Genomic DNA, 17,983 nt, shown 5'->3' on the forward strand with positions numbered 1-17,983 from the left:
CTCTCACGGTCCCGCCTGACAATATTTATGGTAAAGGAAAAACACCCTGTTTTCAAGGTGAAATTTCACCGAAATACAGGGTGTTTTTTTATCCCATTTGGCTGTTTTGCAAGCATTTTGTCGGCGCTTTTTGTGCAGATTGTTTAACTCCGGGCCAAATGATGGAATTTTATTCCGTTAGCCGAACGCAAAAAGGGCCTTTTGGCTGTCCATAGCGAAAAGATTTTTCCGATCCACGATGCGGGTGGCAGTATCCACAGTCTGGGACAGCTCAGACCCCTGTCCGCTGAGGAGTTTGTAGGCGCTTTCCACCCCCAGATAGCCCATGGCATAGGGATTCTGCACAACCAGGGCATCCACCGCTCCGGTCTGCAGATCATCCACCGTTTCCACGTTGGAGTCAAATCCGACCAGAAACACCGTATCCGAAAGGCCCAGCTCCCGCACGGCACCTGCCGCACCCACACTGGTGGGTTCATTGAAGGCGAGCAGGACATTGATCTCCGGGTTCTGCTGCAGAAGGGTCACGGTATCCGCCTGGGCGGCGCCGGCTTCCGCCAGAGTATGCACCACCTGCACCACCTGGGCACGGCCGCTCTCTTCCAGGGCATCGCAGGCTCCCCGTTCCCGTTCCTGGCCGTTGGCACTGTTCAGACCATAATTGATGATGCCTACGTTCAGCTGCCCTTCCGTGCGCTCCAGCGCCGCCTGGGCGGCCATACGGCCGGCGGCGTAGTTGTCGGTACCGATATAGGTGGCCACCGCCGTGGAATTCACATCCGAGTCAATGGCCACGATGGAAACGCCTTTCTGGGCAGCGGAATCAATGGCCACCGCGGTGTTCTCATAATCGGTGGCGGAAAAAACAATGGCTTCGGCGCCATCCTGCACGGCCTGCTCCACCAGAAGATTCTGGGCGACGTAGTCTTCTTCGGATTCCGGCGCGGTGATGGTCAGGTCAATGTTGTATTCCGCGGCGGCGGCCTCCGCACCCGCAAACATGGAAAGGAAAAACTGGGTCTCGCTGGATTTGACCACCAGCGCCACCTTGTGGGGGTCACCGGCGGTGGGGTCACCCATACAGCCGGACAGCGACAGGAGCAGGACGGCAGCGGCCATTCCCAGCGCCCCGACGGCGCGCAGGCGGGTGTTATTTCGTTTCATATTCACCCTCCCGTACTTGCGGCATGCGGATCTCCACACAGGTCCCCACATCCGGCTCACTCTCGATGTGCAGGCCGTAGCCTTCCCCGAAATAGATGCGCAGGCGGTCATTGACGTTCTTGATGCCAATGCCGGTACGGTCTCCCGGTTCGCTGTGCAGGATGTGCCGGACCTGCTCTTCGTCCATTCCCACACCGTCATCCCGTACCCGGAACAGGATATCCTGGCCGTCACGGCAGACCTCCACATCAATGTGACCGGGTTCCACCATCAGGTCCAGACCGTGGGCAATGGCGTTTTCCAGGATGGGCTGCAGGGTAATTTTGTTGCACAGACAGTCCAGACAGCTTTCGTCCACCTGGAAATCATAGGAAAACTGGTTCTTGTAGCGGTATTTCTGGATCTGCAGATAGCTTTCGGCATGCTCCAGCTCCTTGCGGATGGGAATGAGTTCATGCCCCTTGCTGATGCTGATGCGGAACAGGCGTGCCAGAGCGTGCACCATATTGACGGCATCCGTATTGCGGCCCTGCTCACACATCCAGGCGATGGAATCCAGCGTATTGTACAGGAAGTGCGGGTTGATCTGAGCCTGCAGCGCCTTGAGTTCCGTTTTGCGCAGGTTGACCTCTTCTTCCCGGACAGTGGCCATCAGATGCTGGATGCGGTGCACCATATGGCCGAAGGAATCGGAAAGCTCTTCCACTTCCCGGGTGCCGGCCACCGGCTCATAGGCAAAGTGGTCCGCGTCCTGCTCGAACCGTTCCATGGCGGAAGCCAGCGCCGCCAGCGGCCGGGACAGGATGCGGGAAAGCAGCCAGCCGGCCCCCAGCACCACAGCCAATACCGTGACCACCACAGCCAGACAGATACGCAGCATGGCCTGCACGCTCAGGTCCACCAGCTCATCCACATAGCTGACGCCCACCACCCGCCAGGTGCTGTTCTCAATGCCGGTGATGGAATAGATCACCGTTTTTTCCGCCCAGGTTCCGTCCCCCAGTTCAGCCAGGTGGGCGGTATCCTCGCTTTTCAGACCGGAATAGATCAGCTGCTGCTGGGGATGGTATACGATGGTTCCTTCCTCATCCATCAGGAAGCAATAGCCGTGGGCACCGATGCCTACGCTGGAAATATACTCCGAGATGGTGGAAAAGCTGATGTCCAGGGACACCCATGCCGCCTGTTCCTCCCCTTCCAGGCGGGCTGCTATGGTCACCACCCAGGGATAATATCCTTCAAAGATGGTTTCCACATGGGGTGGTGTAACATAGCTGTCCGACACAGCCGCACTCTGCGCATCAAAGGAGAGGTTCTGCAGGATCTCGGCGCGGGGCTCATGGCCCAGCGCCCAGCAATCCACCAGGGTCCCGTCCTCGGTATAGGTGGTGACCGCCACCACATCCGAGCGTACCCGAAGAAGGTCGCGCAGGAATTCATCCCGCTCGGCCCCCTCATATTCCATGGAGGTCTGGACCAGGTCCATGACCTCATTCATATCCCGCACATACCGTGCCACCGTGACCGCAGCCTGGGTGCAGGCCTGCGCACTGGTGGTCCTGGCGCTCTGGACCATACCGGCCCGGTACTGGGCAATAAAAATGGTGCTGACAGCGCCCAGCACCACGGCGGTGACCCCGGCCACCATCCCCACCAGCATGGTCAGCAGACGGGGACGGCGGGGATGGCGCAGGGCGGTCATTGCTTCGCCCCCTGCTGCCGGCGCAGGGCATTGGGAGAAGTCCCGCAGTATTTCTTGAAGCAGTAGCTGAAATAGTGCTGGTCGGTATACCCGCACCGGGCAGCAATCTGCTGGATCTTCAGCGGCGTGGTCATAAGCAGCTCCCGGGCTGCATCCATCCGCTTGCCGATGAGGATGTTGATGAAGGTCTCCCCTGCATACTTCTTGATGCAGGCACTGAGATGGTTGGGGCTCACATCCAGCATGGCACTGAGGGATACCAGGGACAGATCCTTATCCATATAATGTTCGTCGATGGCGGCCAGGGCCTTCTGGCACAGAAGGCTGCCGCCTTTTTTCTGTTGGGTGCTGAGCTGGTCCATGGCTCCCAGGCACAGGTCCTGCAGGGCCTGCCGCAGCTCTCCGGCGTTACGGTAGTGGAAAGACAGGTCCGGCAGAAGTCCCCGGCGGTCCAGTTCATTCAGCGCTTCCGGTCCGGCACCGGCTTCCAGGACCCGGTACACTTCCGCCATGAGCTGGATAGCCACCGCATCCAGCCAGGGGCCGGTACTTTCCCCCGGCTGCTGGCTGCACATGCGGGACAGACCAGCACACAATGCATCCCGGTCTCCGGCACGGAAAGCCGCCTTCACCTCTTCCAGGCAGGCGGTGACCGCCTCCACGGCTGCGGGCGTGCCCCGGTGAACGTCGGTGATAAACTGGACGCCGCCTTCCTCCGACGGCGTAAAGCCGGCGGCTTCAACAGCTTCCCGATAGGCCGCATGCAGCCCGCCCAGGCGGTCGGTGCGGCGGCTGACGCCCACGCGCCCCCGCCGGCCCAGCACACGGTGGGCTGTCTGGAGGATCTCTTCCGCCAGGATATGCAGATACTCTTCAAAGTCCGAAGCATTGCCCATGAGCACCGCCACCACCCGGCCGGGGCTGCAGAACACCGCATGGCGCAGATACTTGCCGGCCAGCGTCTCGATCACATGTACAAAGGTGGGCAGGGTGCAGTTGTTGCCCTGTTCATCATACAGCGAGGTGGTCAGCACCACATACTGCGGGTGATCGTCCGCCCCGCGCAGCAGCCCGCACCGGCAGGCATCCGCCCGCAGATGAAATTCCGTATCATGAGCAGGCAGCTCGGCATGGCCGTCCAGCACCAGAGGGACCAGGAACTCATCCCGGCCGGTCTGGGCCGCCGCCGCGTTCAGCTGCTGCTGAAAAGCGGCAAACTGACGGTCAATCTTTTCGTGGATCCCCCGCAGTTCCGTTGCCAGACCTTCCATGGTCAGGGGCTTGAGCATATAGCTGATGATGTTGTACTGGATGGCCTGTTTGGCGTATTCAAAATCGTCGTATCCGCTCAAAAAGGCAATGTGCATGGCCGGACGGATCTCCCGCACCTGACGGGCCAGCTCAATGCCCGAAATAAAGGGCATGCGGATATCGGTGAGCAGCAGATCCGGTTCCAGCTTTTCCACCAGTTCCAGGGCGTCCAGACCGTTGCTGGCGTTGCCCACCAGGTGAAATCCCAGTTCCTCCCAGGGGATCATGGTGCAGACAGCCTGACGAAGTTCATCCTCGTCGTCCGCCACCACAACGGTATAGATGGTTTGGCCAGCCATGAGAGCTTCTCTCCTTTATTGGTCTTCCAGCGCTTCGGCCCGGGCCTTTTCCGCCTTGCGGCGCATCCGTTCCCGCTGGGCGGCTTCCTGCCGTTTCCAGCGTTCGTAGGTATCGGGACGGATGGCCTCGGTGCAGCGGGCAAAATTCCAGTGCAGACCGTCCCGGCGAGACAGCTTGAACCGCACGAACCAGGAGCCGTGCTGCGGACAGACACCCTCGGTATAATAGCCGGTATTGCCGCGCTTGAGCCAGATGTCTCCCAGAGTCAGGGCGGCTCCGCACTCCGGACAGGTCACCCGGCACAAGGCGGGGTCCGTTTTGTAGGCGTCATGCTCCATCAGGCCGAACCAGGTCTGTACATCCCGGTAATCGGCGTCCGGATCGGTGAGAAGCGCTTCGATCAGCTGGGCCTCCTCGTCGGGATAGGCGGCCAAGCCTTCCGCCAGAGGCAGTTTGCGGCAGACCTTGACGGTATACAAGGCATCGTCCAGAGCGTTGTGGAAGGGGTCCTGCTTTTCAATTCCCAGCCGGTCCACCACACTCTCCAGGGTCATACCCTCCCCTTCCTTGCGGGGATAGGCCTGCAGGAAGATCCGCTGCAGATCATACCAGCGGGTGGGCCAGCTTTCGTCCAGCCCGCACAGGAACAGGTTCTGCTTGAGGACCGGCACATCATCCAGGCCCCATTCCGCAAATTCGGCATCCGGTCCGGCCCACTTCACAAAGCGTGCCAGACCTTCAGCGATGGGAACGCCCGCATCCAGGTCTCCCTGGCTCATGCCGGTGACCTTGGCAATGTGACGCTGCAGCTTGCGGAAAATCCGCGGACGAAGGGTGATTTCAAAAGTATCCAGGACTTCCCCGCTCTCGCTGATGCGCACAGCGCCGATCTGGATGATCTCTCCCCGCAGGGTGAGTTCAGTATCATGGTACCGGAAGGTCTTGGGCTGATACCCGATGTTCCATTCCAGATCGAATACAATCAGATTTCTGCCCACGTTCACACCTCCTGTCCCAGAATAAAGCGTTCCACCGCCACGCCCACGCCATCATGGTCGTTGTCGGTGCTGACAAAGCCGGCCGCCGCCTTTACCGGCGGCACCGCATTGCCCATGGCCACGCCCAGACCGGCAAACTTGATCATGGGCAGGTCGTTCCAGCCATCGCCGCAGGCCATGAGTTCGGCGGGGGTCAGGCCCAGCGTCTGGAGCAGCACGCTCAGAGATGCCGCTTTCTCCACACCCAAGGGCATGGTTTCGATAAAGAAGGGAGCGGAGCGGTAGATGGACAGCTTGCCTGCAAATTCCTGCTGCATCAGCTCTTCCACATGGGGCATATCCACCGGGTCCCCCACCAGCAGCAGCTTGTTGACGGGATAGGTCACTTCGGCAGGCAGGTCGGGCACCTGACGCACCGGCAGCTTGTTGATGCGGGCCTCTTCCAGCACATAGGGGTGGTCGGGCACCTCGGTGACGATGCCCTCGTTGTCGTAGGTCAGGGGCACCACGTTCCAGTAACGTGCGAAGGTGCACACTGTGGGGATGAGCTCCGCGGGAAAGGGATGCTGGACCATCTCCTGGCCGGTGGCGCACTCGATGATCTTGCCGCCATTATAGCTGAGGATATAGCCGCCGGTCTGTTCCAGCCCCAGTTCCCTGGCCAGCGGACGGATGCCCGCGGTGGGACGGCCGCTGGCCAGCACAATGCGGACACCCTGTTCCGCAGCCTGGTGCAGGGCAGCCTTGGTGCGCGGGGTCACGATCTTGTCACTGTTGGTCAGGGTTCCATCCAGATCCAGGGCCAAAACTTTATATTGCGTCATGTTTGCAGCTCCTTGCCGGTTTTGTTTTTTTAACATTGTACCCCAAAGCCCCGTATTGCGCAAGGGCAGGCCCGCTGCGGCGCCGGATGCAGAGCACAAAAAGGCACCCCGGCCGGTACACGGACGGGGTGCCTTGCAGCAACATATTGGAAAAAATTACTTGCCGGCCTTGGTGGTCTTCTTGGCAGCCGGCTTCTTGGCGGCGGGAGCCTTCTTTTCGGCAGGCTTCTCGGCAGCCTTGGGCGCAGCGGCCTTCTTGGCGGCGGGCTTGGTCTCGGCAGCAGCCTTCACCTCAGCGGCGGGCTTGGCTTCGGCCTTGGGAGCGGCAGCCTTCTTGGCGGGAGCTTTCTTGGCCGGGGCCTTCTCGGCAGCGGGCTTGGTTTCGGCAACAGCCTCTTCCTTGGCCTTGGCGGCAGCCTTGACAGCCTTGGGCTTGCGGGTGACTTCGGAGATGACCCAATGCTGGTTGTCACCGTTCACATCGGCCCAGATCTGCAGGCCGGCGCCGTTTTCGCTGTTCATGCCCACCACGTCCAGACACTTGCCGGAAACGTTGGACTTGATCTTGACGCGGCCATCATTGCCGGCCTCCACCACCCACAGCTGGCTGCTGGCGGGAGCGCCTTCCCACTGATGGACAGCGGTGCCGTCGCCGATGCCGCCCTGGTACAGGTCCAGCATCTTGCCGGTGAAGCGGTTCTTGATGCGGTAGACACCTTCGCCGGCGCGGACGAAGCCCCACTGCTGCCACTCGGCATTGGCGTTGTCCCACAGCTGGATGCGGGCGCCGTTGTCGGTGTTGTAATCGGCGACTTCCACGACCTTGCCGTTGGCGGCGCTGATGGTATAGAACTTGTCTTCCTTGATCACGGTCTGAGCGACCTTCTTGCTGACTGCCATGTTGATACCCCTCCTGTTAGGTTTTTCGTATAATTTTCTTGATTCACGCATTGGCAGGCCGCTGTCCTGCGCACATCAAAATTGTTGCGCTTTTTGTCCCTCTGACAGCGGCAAACGGAACTGCATTCGCCGTCCCTATGTGGTTATTATAGCCATTTTTTTCCATAACGTCAAGTTTTTGGCGCTCTAACGGCAAGTTGTACAAAAATTGCCGGAATGTCCAGCGACATCCCGGCAATATTTCGGAATTTGTTAGGAATTTTCCGCAAAATTACCGGTATAAAGCCGATAATAGCGGCCCTTCTGCTCGATCAGTTCGTCGTGGGTACCGCGTTCAATGATGCGGCCCTGCTCCAGAACCATGATGCAGTCGGAGTTGCGCACGGTGGACAGGCGGTGGGCGATGACAAAGGTGGTGCGCCCGTACATCAGACCGTCCATGCCCTGCTGCACCAGCGTCTCGGTGCGGGTATCAATGGAGGAAGTGGCTTCGTCCAGGATCAGAACCGGCGGGTCGGCCACGGCGGCACGGGCGATGGCCAGCAGCTGGCGCTGGCCCTGGCTCAGGTTGGTGCCGTCACCGGTGAGCATGGTATCAAACCCGTTGGGCAGATGGCGGATGAACAGCTCGGCGTTGGCCAGACGGGCCGCAGCACGGCATTCTTCATCCGAAGCATCCAGACGACCGTAACGGATGTTCTCCATGACCGTGCCGGTGAACAGGTGGGTATCCTGCAGCACGATGCCCAGGGAGGAACGCAGGTCATCCTTGCGGATGGAAGTAATATCCAGACCGTCGTAGAGGATCTGGCCCTTCTGGATATCGTAGAAGCGGTTGATCAGGTTGGTGATGGTGGTCTTGCCGGCACCGGTGGAACCGACAAACGCAATCTTCTGGCCCGGACGGCCATAGAGGTTGATGTCGTGCAGGACGATCTTTTCGGGCACATAGCCGAAGTCCACGTCCTTGAAGACGATATCGCCCTTGAGCTCCACATACTTGTTGGTGCCGTCCTTCTGGGGGACCTTCCAGGCCCACAGACCGGTGCGGGTCTGGGCTTCGGTGACGGAGTCGTCCGCCAGACGCTTGGCGTTGACCAAAGTAATATTGCCCTCGTCCACCTCGGAGGGTTCATCCAGCAGGTCAAAGATACGCTGACCGCCGGCCAGAGCCATGACGATGGAGTTGAACTGCATGGACACCTGGTTGATGGGCATGTTGAAGCTGCGGTTGAAGGTCAGGAAGCTGGCCAGTTTGCCCAGGGTCAGACCGGTGGCACCGGACAGAGCCAGGGCGCCGCCGATGATGGCGCACAGAACATAGCTCAGGTTGCCCAGCTGGCCGTTGAAGGGCATGGCCACCAGGGAGTAGGTGTTGGCCTTGTTGGCGCTCTCGAACAGTTCGTCGTTGAGAATGTTGAAGTCCTCAATGGCCTTTTCCTCATGGCAGAAGACCTTGACGACCTTCTGGCCGTTCATCATCTCTTCGATGAAGCCGTTGACCTTGCCCAGTTCCCGCTGCTGGGCCACAAAGTAGCGGCCGGAATTGCCGGTGAGGTAGCGGGTGACCAGCAGCATGACGCCCACCATGACCAGGGTGACCAGGGTCAGGGGGATGCTGAGGAAGATCATGGAGAAGAGCACACCGATGATGGTGATGCCGCTGTTGAGCATCTGGGGGATGCTCTGGCTGATCATCTGGCGCAGGGTATCAATATCGTTGGTGTACACCGACATGATATCGCCGTGGGCGTGGGTATCGAAGTACTTGATGGGCAGGGTCTGCATGTGGGTGAACAGTTCGTCACGCAGCTTTTTCAGGGTACCCTGGGTGATGATGGCCATCAGACGGGTCTGGGTGAAGGTAGCCGCCACGCCGATGGCATAGAAGCAGCCGGTGCGCAGGATGGCGAACAGCAGACCGGAGAAGTCGTTGCTCTTTTCGGTGAGCAGGGGCAGAATGTAGGAATCGATCAGGGTCTGCATGAACAAAGTACCCTGAATGTTGGCCAGCACCGAGATCACGATGCAGGCAATGGCGATGAGGTACGGCACACGATACACATGCAGCACATACCCTATGATCCGCTTGAGGATCTTGCCGGGGTTCTTTACCTTGGGGCGGGGACCATGGGCGCCACGGCCCGCATGGACAACCTTTACGCGTTCCTGTGCCATTATTCCTCGCCTCCCTTCTCGTCAAAGTCGCCGCCGCCCTTGGTCTGGCTGCGGTAGACCTCCTGGTAGATCTTGTTGGTTTCCAGCAGTTCCTGCGGGGTGCCCCATCCCTGGATACGGCCGCCGTCCAGAACCAGAACATGGTCGGCATGTTCAATGCTGGAGATACGCTGGGCAATGATGAACACGGTGGTGCCGGGGATCTTTTCCGCAAAGCTGTGCCGGATCTTGGCATCGGTGGCGGTATCCACGGCGGAAGTGGAGTCGTCCAGGATCAGGATCTTGGGCTTCTTCAGCAGAGCACGGGCAATGCACAGACGCTGCTTCTGGCCGCCGGACACGTTGGTGCCGCCCTGCTCGATGTGGGTCTCATACTTATCGGGGAAGCGCTCGATGAATTCATCGGCGCAGGCCTGACGGCAGGCTTCGGCGATCTCCTCGTCGGTGGCATTGGCGTTGCCCCAGCGCAGGTTCTCGGCAATGCTGCCGGAGAACAGCTCATTCTTCTGCAGCACCATGGCCACACTGTCACGCAGGGTTTCCAGGTCGTACTTGCGCACGTCCACACCGCCCACGCGCACGGTGCCGGCGCTGACATCATACAGACGGGGCAGCAGCTGGACCAGACTGGTCTTGGCGCTGCCGGTGCCGCCGATGATGCCCACAGTCTCACCGGAACGGATGTTCAGGTCGATGTCGGACAGAACTTCCCGTCCGTCCCGCTTGTAGCGGAAGCCCACATGCTCGAACTGCACAGCGCCATTCTTGACTTCCATGACGGGGTTCTCGGGGTTGGTCAGGTCGGACTTTTCGCTCAGGACCTCGGCCACACGGCGGGCGGAAGCGGCGGACATGGTGATCATGACGAAGACCATGGACAGCATCATCAGGCTCATGAGGATGTTCATGCAGTAGGTCAGCATGCTCATGAGTTCGCCGGTGGTCAGGGCGGTAGCACCGCTGGACACGATCATCCGGGCGCCCAGCCAGGAGATGACCAGAATGCAGGTGTACACGGTGAACTGCATCAGGGGTGCGTTCCAGGACAGGATCATTTCCGCGCGCAGCAGCAGCTTCTGGACATTGCCGCTGGCTTTCTGGAACTTTTCACCCTCGAACTTTTCCCGCACATATGCCTTGACCACGCGGATGGCCGAGACATTTTCCTGCACGCTCTCGTTCAGGTCGTCGTACTTGCGGAAGGCTTCGCCGAAATAGCGGGTGGCGCGGGTCATGATGAAGATCAGCGCGGCACCCAGCAGGATAACGGCCACCAGATAGACGCTGGCCAGTTCCCGGTTGATGGCAAAGGACATGACCATGGCGATGACCATGCTGGCCGGGGCACGCACGAACATGCGCAGGATCATCTGGTAGGCGTTCTGGATGTTGGTGACGTCGGTGGTCATACGGGTGACCAGGCCGGCGGTGGAGTACTTGTCGATGTTGGAAAAGCTGAAGGTCTGGATATTGCGGTACATGGACCGGCGCAGGTTGCGGGCAAAGCCGGTGGCGGCACGGGAACCGAACACCGCGCCCAGCACGCCGAAGATCAGACCGATGATGGCGGCCACGATCATCCAGCCGCCCACCCGGTAGATGTGCTCCATGTTGCCGGCGGTGACGCCGTCGTCAATGATGGAAGCCATCAGGCGAGGTACGATCATTTCCATGACGACTTCGCCGATCATGCACACCGGTGTGAGCACTGAGACCAGCTTGAAGCCGTCGATCTCTTTGTACAGTGTCTTAAACATAGTGTGTGTACTTTCTCCTATTCCTTTTCTCATTCAATATGCGGGTCGTTCTGCACAGCTTTGGCGTTGCACAGCAACTTGTCCAGCACCGTTTCCAGGCTGGTCAGTTCCGATTCGGTCACACCCTGCTGTAGCCGCGCCTCAAACGCGTTGATGCAGCGTTCCAGCTGATCGTAACAGGCCAGACCTTTCTCGGTGGCAGCCAGACTTTTCAGGCGCGCATCCTGTTCCACCGCCGTGCGGGTGATGAAGCCGGCGCTCTCGATGCCCTTGAGCATGGTGGTGATGCTGGAACGCTGCACCCGGAAACAATGTTCCAGGTCCCGCTGGTACACCGGCCGCCCCGAACGGGTGGTGCGGACAATGTACCCCAGAACCATCCCCCGCATGCCGGTCAGCTCCTGGCTGACCGTCTCACCGATGCAAGCGTCCAGGGCCCGGTTGATCTGGTGGGATGTGTGGGTCAGCGAACGTCCCACCCGCCGCATATCAGGGTCTACGGTCCGTTTTTCCTGCGTGAGAATCACCTCTCTTGGCGGCCGTCATTTCGTGCCGCGGAAATTGTTCATGTTCTAACTGTTTGATTGCGTACAGTCTGTTATTATACTCAAAGTCGGCCCGCCTGTCAATGACTCCCGGGCAAAAATCACATTTCCTGCACATTTTGTCCGCCTTCCCTCTTTCTGCCCCAAAAGCAGCGCCCCTGCCTCCGAAGGACGGAGGACAGGGGCACCGATGGCATGATTCATGGATGGGTCTGACAGGAAGCCTGATTTCGGGAAAACAAAGCCAGTTTGGCATACAGATCTTCCAGGATAAACCGGTTGTCCACCCGGTTGTATACGCGGATTTTGCGGGAAAGACCGGTGTGGAGATACCGGCCCTCCTCCGTGATCTGCGGTGCCGGCACACAATCATAATCAAACCGGTGCCCGTACAGCAGCAGCCCCACAGCGGGGTTATCGCCCAATACCCAGGCCTCCCCTGCCCGGAAAGGACTGGTTCTTGGCCCCGGTTCATGACTGTGCGCTTCCAGCTGGTCACAGAGATAGGCACCGATCTTACCGCAGGGCCGGACCCGGTATTCCAGTTCGGCCAGCGAGACCGTCATCATCTGATAAACATCCTGCGGCACCTGCCACAGCTCCATATTGCTGGCAAAAACCACCTGTGCCGCCGTGATGTCATTTCCCAGGTTGTATTCCGGACCTCCATCCGGATACCGGCCGCCGCCGATCCATATGGCGCACAAACGTCCGGCGATCCGGGGTTCCATCAGGTAAGCCGAGGCCAGATCCGTGAGCGGCCCCAGAAAGAGCACATACAAGGGCCTGGGATCTGCCTTCATCGCCTCCCGCACGATCAGGCGGGCCCCTTCCGATTCCACCGGCAGGTCGTCCCGTTCCATTGCATGGGGCGCACCTTTGTACAGCATATCCCGGGAAGGCAGGTCCATCTTTTCAAAAATGGTCTGCAGTTCCCGGTAGCTCCGCTCCATGGAATCCGGAACCTGGTCGGTGCCGAAATGGGCCGCGATCAAACCCACATTTTCAAACTTGGGGCTCAGGAGCGCCTGAACGATGGCAAATTGGTCATCCGCCTCATTCTTGGCATCGGTATCTGTGATGACCCGGACCATTTTTTCCTGCGGCACCGAAAATTGATACTGATGGTAATTCATGATATCCGTCCGCCTTTCCTGTCTGTGCACCGGACAGGCCTCCGCTTTTGGGACCGGTCCGCCTGTCCCGGTACCGGTTTTGTTTCCCGGGAAACGCCTTTTCTTCATCATACTTTGCTTGTCCGTTTCCGTCAATCCGCCATTGGCCAAATAAAAATCCGGGTGACCAACCCCCGGCAGGGTACGGTTCACCCGGAAAAGACACAGCCCTCATTCGGGGGCCTTCATGCTCTCCACCATGGAGATCTGCTTGAGCTTGCGCCCCATAACCAGATTCACGAACAGGCTGAACAGGAAGGTCAGTGCCAGAGCATACACGAAGCTCATGGGCTGGATATCCCGCCCGAACATGACCGCGTCCACTTCCACGGTAAGGATGACGAACTTGTGCAGCGCCACGCCGCCAACCAGCCCGAAGAGGGCCCCGATCAGGGTGAGGATGACGCTTTCCCGGTTGACGTAGGCATCCACCTCCCGGTCATAGAAGCCCAGCACCTTGATGGTGGCGATCTCCTTGACGCGTTCGGCAATGTTGATGTTGGTCAGGTTGTACAGCACCACGAAGGCCAGACAGGCGGCACAGACGATGATCAACACCACTACGGCGTCGATGGATTCCAGCATATTGAGCACCATGGCCATGCTGTCGGCCGTAAAGTTCAGGCTGGCCACCTCATCCATGGCCAGCAGGCTGGCAGATACCGCGTCCCGGCCCTGCTGGGAGGTATCGGTCAGCTGGCTCATGATGGCATTCCAGTCCGGTTCATGGCCGAAGCCCTTTTCGTAGCTTTCGGCACTCATGTACACATAATTATATACATAATGCTCGCACACGCCGGTGACAGTGAACTGAGCCTGGTTGCCGTCGGCATCTTCCAGGGTGACCGTATCCCCCGGCTTCACGTCCAGGGTACCGGCCAGCTTTTCGGTCAGGACCACACCTTCCTGCCCCAGCGGCGTGGGATTTTTGGTCTGGCGGTTGTGCAGGTCCGCAAAATCGGCAAAACGGTCCACGTCCTCCGGTACCATATAATAGTAGTCCACGGTGCTGCCGTCCTCCAGTTCCTGTTCCACCTGCTGGGTGAAGACGGTGAGGGAGGATTTGACGGCGTCGTCATGATAGAGGTACTCGTAGGCAGGGCCTTCCCGGGTATATTCAGCGTCGGTGACGGCGGTGAGCAGGTCATAGTGGTAAACCTCCCCGAACTGTTTGGTGACAATGCTGTTCAGGGAATCCGAAATGCCGAAACCGGTGACCAGCAGGGCCGTGCAGCCTGCCACCCCGATGACGGTCATCCAAAAGCGCTTTTTATAGCGCAGCAGATTACGGCAGGTGACCTTGTAGGTAAAGGGCAGGCGCCGCCACAGGAAGGTGATCCGTTCCAGCAGGATGCGCTTGCCGGCTTTGGGGGCCCGGGGCCGCATGAGGGCGGCGGGGTATTCGTGCAAGGTGGCACGGCAGGCCGACCAGGTGGCCACCATGGCGATGGCGATGAGGGAACCGCCGGCCAGCAGGCCCACGTCCCACCGCCAGGGGGACAGGAAGGCCGGCGCGTAGTACATCATCTGATAGGCAGTCCAGATGACCCGCGGGAAGACGAAGAATCCCAGCACCAGCCCGAACACCGCCCCGGCCGCGGCCGCCGTAAGGGCGTAGAGCAGGTATTTCTGCATGATGGTGCCGCTGGTATAGCCCAAAGCTTTCATGGTGCCGATCTGAAGCCGTTCTTCTTCCACCATGCGGGTCATGGTGGTGGAGACCACCAGCGCCGCCACCAGGAAGAAGAACACCGGGAACACCTTGGCCAGAGCAGCCAGTTTGGTGGAGTTGGAATCAAAGGAGGCATAGCTGACGTTGCGGCCGCGGTCCCAGACGTACCATTCCCCTTCCTCAATGTCATTGAGTTGGGCTTCGGCGTCCTCGATCTCCGCTCGGGCGTCGGCCAGCTTCTGGTCCGCTTCCGCTTTGGCATCGGCGTATTCGATCTCGCCGTCCCGCAGCTCCTGGGTCTTTTCGGCAATGGTCTGTCGGGCGTCCTCCAGCTCGGCTTTGGCGTCGGCCAGGGTGGCACGGGCATCCTCGATCTCCCGGCGGGCATCGTCCAGCTCCATCTGCTTGTCGATGAGCAGGTCCCAGCCTTCGTCCAGGGTGGTCTTGGCGGATCGCAGCTGGTTGATGCCGTCATACAGTTCTGTCCCCTGGGCTTCGTACTGGGCCCACCCGGCATCCAGCTGGGCTTTTCCGTCGATGAGGGTCTGTTCATTGGCTTCCAGCTGGGCACGGCCTTCCGCCAGCTGGGCGGCGCCGGCATTGTACTGGGCCCAGCCGTCGTCCAGCTGTGCCTTGACGGAGGCCACATTCTCGTCCGAGATCAGGGCGTAGGCTTCATCCTCGGTCAGTTCCTGCCCCTGCTGCTGATAGGTCAGGATGAGAAGCTGAATACCGGCGTCGATTTCCTTCTTACCCTCAATAAGCTTTCGGGCGCCCTCCACCAGGGACAGATTTCCTGTGTCCTGCTGGCCGGGATCAGGATTTTCCCGCACCGAGCGGGAAGCGTCTTCCGTGGTTTCGGTGGCGGCGGACGTCGGTTGGGACGCAGACAGCGCATTGCCGTCGGGTTCCGCCACATAGGGTGTTTGTTCCGCAGGGTCTTCCGCTGCCGCGTCGGTTCCGGTTTCGGAAGTGTGGGACGTTTCCTGCGGTGCAGGATCATCCGCAGCATTTTCTTCCGTGGGGGTCTCTGCGGTATCAGCGGGGTCTTTTTCGTCGGATTCCGGGTCAGCCGCTGCGTTCTGTTCCCCGGCGGTTTCCTCATCGGCAGCGGAAGGCTCTTCCGCCGCCGTCTCCGCCGGTTCCGGCTGCTCCGGCTCCTCTGTTTCGGGCTCCGGCACAACTTCCTCGCCCGGGTCCGTGGGCGGCACCAGGTCTCCGGTGAGCTTGTTCACGATGTACAGCATCATCCGGGTATCGTCCGCCGGCCACTGGTCCTCCTCCAATTGGGACAGGTCAAGCAGAATGTCCTCCATCTGATCTGTGGTCACGGTAAGGGGATACGGCAGCATGGCGGCATACTGCTCCAGGGCATAGTTCACCCCATCGGTATACTGCTGCAGGCCTTCCTCGTACGCATTCAGACCCTGATTGAACTCAGCCAGCTGCTCATACTGGGCCTGGGCGGTGTCCAGCTTGGTCTTGTTTTCGGCCAGGGCCGCTTCCCCGGCTTCGATCTGGGCCAAAGCCGCGTCATAGGCCGCCTTGCCCTCCTCATACTGCCGCTGGGCTTCCTCCAGCTGCTTTTTGCCTTCGGCCAGAGCGGTCTCGCCGTCCTTGGCCTTCTGCCAGTTTTCCTGCCACTGTGCCTGACCGCTGATCAGTTCCGCCATGCCGGCGTTCAGGGCGGCTTCGCCGTCCTTGAGCTGCTGCTCATAGTCGGCCAGTTCGGCCAGACCATCCTGATAGTCCCGCTCGCCGTCGGCCACTTCCTGTTCCCCGTCGGCCAGAGCCTGCCAGCCGTCTTCCAGTTCCCGGGCGGCATCGGACAATTCTTCATCCGCCTCGGCAGCGGCATCGTTGTACTCGTCCCAGGCGTCATCGATCTCCTGTTGGGCGTCGGACTTGACCTCCTGCAGGCGGGCTTCACACCGGGCGCCGGCAATCTCTTCCGCCTCGTCGCTGACTGTCTGGACCGCCTTTTCATACGCATCTCCCATGCTGTTCATGGCAAGGGCGTCGTCCACGGTCAGATAGATCTCGGTATAGCTTTCATAGGCGAAATCCTGGGGCAGTATGTAGAAGATGGTTTCCACCGCGCCGCTGCCCACACTGGCGGGTTCCCGTTCAAAAGAGAAGTAGGTGGCGTCATGGACCACCCCAACCACCGTGTACTCGGTGGTGGCAAGGGTATCTTCCAGGTCCTCGTTGTCGTTGGCGGGCACCTGGATGGTGTCCCCGATGTCCAGTCCCCGGGTCAGGTCCCCGGCCCCGGCTTCCACCACACACTCGCCGGAGGCCTGGGGCCAGCGGCCCTGTTCCAGTACCAGCCGGTTGATGACCGAAGTGCCTTCCGGGTTGCCGTCGGCATCGGTGGGCAGGCTGTGCACCCGGGCTACCGCCTGGTCGGATTCGGGGGTTTTGACCAGCACATCCGCCGACCAGGCGCCCCGGACATCCTGCACGCCATCAAGCTGTTCCAGGGCCTGCACATCGGCATCGGTCAGTCCCAGGGTCCCGATGATGCGCAGGTCATACAGGTTGGCATCATCCAGATACCGTTCCACCGAGTCCCGCATATCGGGCGTAGTGGACACAAGGCCGGCCAGAAAGCCGACCCCCAGGGCCACAATGGAAAAGATGGCCAGAAAACGGCTGCGCGTGCTGGCCAGTGTGCGGCGTATATTTTTTTGGTACGTCCTGTTCATTACCACTCGATCCTTTCGACCGGGGTCGGCGACGGGTTGCACTGCATGTCAATGACACGGCCGCTGTTGATGCGGATGACCCGGTCCGCCATGGCGGCCAAAGCGCTGTTGTGGGTGATGACGATGACGGTACGGCCTTTCTGGCGGCAGGTATCCTGCAGAAGGGCCAGGACCTGCTTGCCGGTTTTGTAGTCCAGGGCGCCCGTGGGCTCATCACACAAAAGAATCTTGGGATTTTTGGCCAGGGCCCGGGCGATGGACACCCGCTGCTGTTCGCCGCCGGAAAGCTGCGCCGGAAAATTGTTGCGCCGCTGCAAAAGGCCCACTTCCTCCAGCACCAGGTCGGCATCCAGCGGGTCACGGCAGATCTCAGAGGCAAGTTCCACATTTTCCCGGGCGGTCAGGTTCTGTACCAGATTGTAAAACTGAAACACAAAGCCCACGTCATAACGGCGGTACTGGGTCAGGCGTTTCTGGTCAAAGGCGCTGACTTCCTCCCCGTCCAGGAGGATGGTGCCTTCGTCACAGGTATCCATACCGCCGAGCATGTTGAGCACGGTGGTCTTGCCCGCGCCCGAAGGGCCCAGGATGACGCAGAACTCCCCTTTTTCGATCTCAAAGGTCACGTGGTCGGCCGCGGCGATGCGCGTATCGCCCATCTGATAATATTTACAGACGTCTTTGAATTGTACAAACGACTGCTTGGACATGTGCGGCTCCTTTTTCTGTGTTGCATACTGCTTGAACAT

12 protein-coding genes are annotated in these 17,983 nt (G+C 59.9%); all 12 read right to left on the reverse strand.

What is annotated here, in order from left to right:
• Positions 1-177: 177 nt before the first annotated feature.
• Positions 178-1,164 (reverse strand): substrate-binding domain-containing protein, encoded by a 987-nt coding sequence (locus tag AC127K_RS01750; RefSeq protein ID WP_294539196.1) that lies wholly within the window; start codon positions 1,162-1,164, stop codon positions 178-180.
• Positions 1,151-2,866, reverse strand: a complete 1,716-nt coding sequence (locus tag AC127K_RS01755) for a sensor histidine kinase (protein WP_483721342.1) — start codon at positions 2,864-2,866, stop codon at positions 1,151-1,153. The genes AC127K_RS01750 and AC127K_RS01755 overlap by 14 nt, the downstream gene beginning before the upstream one ends.
• Positions 2,863-4,476, reverse strand: a complete 1,614-nt coding sequence (locus AC127K_RS01760; protein WP_483721343.1) for a response regulator — start codon at positions 4,474-4,476, stop codon at positions 2,863-2,865. The genes AC127K_RS01755 and AC127K_RS01760 overlap by 4 nt, the downstream gene beginning before the upstream one ends.
• A 15-nt stretch (positions 4,477-4,491) precedes the next feature.
• Complete coding sequence (locus AC127K_RS01765; RefSeq protein ID WP_483721344.1) at positions 4,492-5,475, reverse strand: 3'-5' exonuclease; 984 nt, start codon at positions 5,473-5,475, stop codon at positions 4,492-4,494.
• A gap of 2 nt (positions 5,476-5,477) precedes the next feature.
• Positions 5,478-6,299: a Cof-type HAD-IIB family hydrolase gene (locus AC127K_RS01770; RefSeq protein WP_294539184.1), complete on the reverse strand. Its 822-nt coding sequence runs from the start codon at positions 6,297-6,299 to the stop codon at positions 5,478-5,480.
• Between the two features lie 156 nt (positions 6,300-6,455).
• Complete coding sequence (locus tag AC127K_RS01775) at positions 6,456-7,199, reverse strand: RICIN domain-containing protein (RefSeq protein ID WP_294539181.1); 744 nt, start codon at positions 7,197-7,199, stop codon at positions 6,456-6,458.
• A 252-nt stretch (positions 7,200-7,451) separates the two neighbouring features.
• A complete protein-coding gene (locus AC127K_RS01780; RefSeq protein ID WP_483721345.1) occupies positions 7,452-9,377 on the reverse strand; it encodes an ABC transporter ATP-binding protein in 1,926 nt (641 codons plus the stop codon).
• Positions 9,377-11,134 (reverse strand): ABC transporter ATP-binding protein, encoded by a 1,758-nt coding sequence (locus tag AC127K_RS01785; RefSeq protein WP_483721346.1) that lies wholly within the window; start codon positions 11,132-11,134, stop codon positions 9,377-9,379. Before AC127K_RS01785 ends, AC127K_RS01780 begins: the two co-directional genes overlap by 1 nt.
• 29 nt (positions 11,135-11,163) lie before the next feature.
• The gene (locus AC127K_RS01790; protein ID WP_483721347.1) at positions 11,164-11,661 is read right to left on the reverse strand and encodes a MarR family winged helix-turn-helix transcriptional regulator; all 498 of its coding nucleotides are present in this window, start codon (positions 11,659-11,661) and stop codon (positions 11,164-11,166) included.
• A gap of 218 nt (positions 11,662-11,879) precedes the next feature.
• A complete protein-coding gene (locus AC127K_RS01795; RefSeq protein ID WP_483721348.1) occupies positions 11,880-12,815 on the reverse strand; it encodes a nucleoside hydrolase in 936 nt (311 codons plus the stop codon).
• A 210-nt stretch (positions 12,816-13,025) separates the two neighbouring features.
• The gene (locus tag AC127K_RS01800; RefSeq protein WP_483721349.1) at positions 13,026-17,234 is read right to left on the reverse strand and encodes an FtsX-like permease family protein; all 4,209 of its coding nucleotides are present in this window, start codon (positions 17,232-17,234) and stop codon (positions 13,026-13,028) included.
• A complete protein-coding gene (locus tag AC127K_RS01805) occupies positions 17,234-17,944 on the reverse strand; it encodes an ABC transporter ATP-binding protein (protein ID WP_483721350.1) in 711 nt (236 codons plus the stop codon). The genes AC127K_RS01800 and AC127K_RS01805 overlap by 1 nt, the downstream gene beginning before the upstream one ends.
• Positions 17,945-17,983 lie beyond the last annotated feature (39 nt).

The organism is Subdoligranulum sp. DSM 23681, assembly GCF_057005535.1.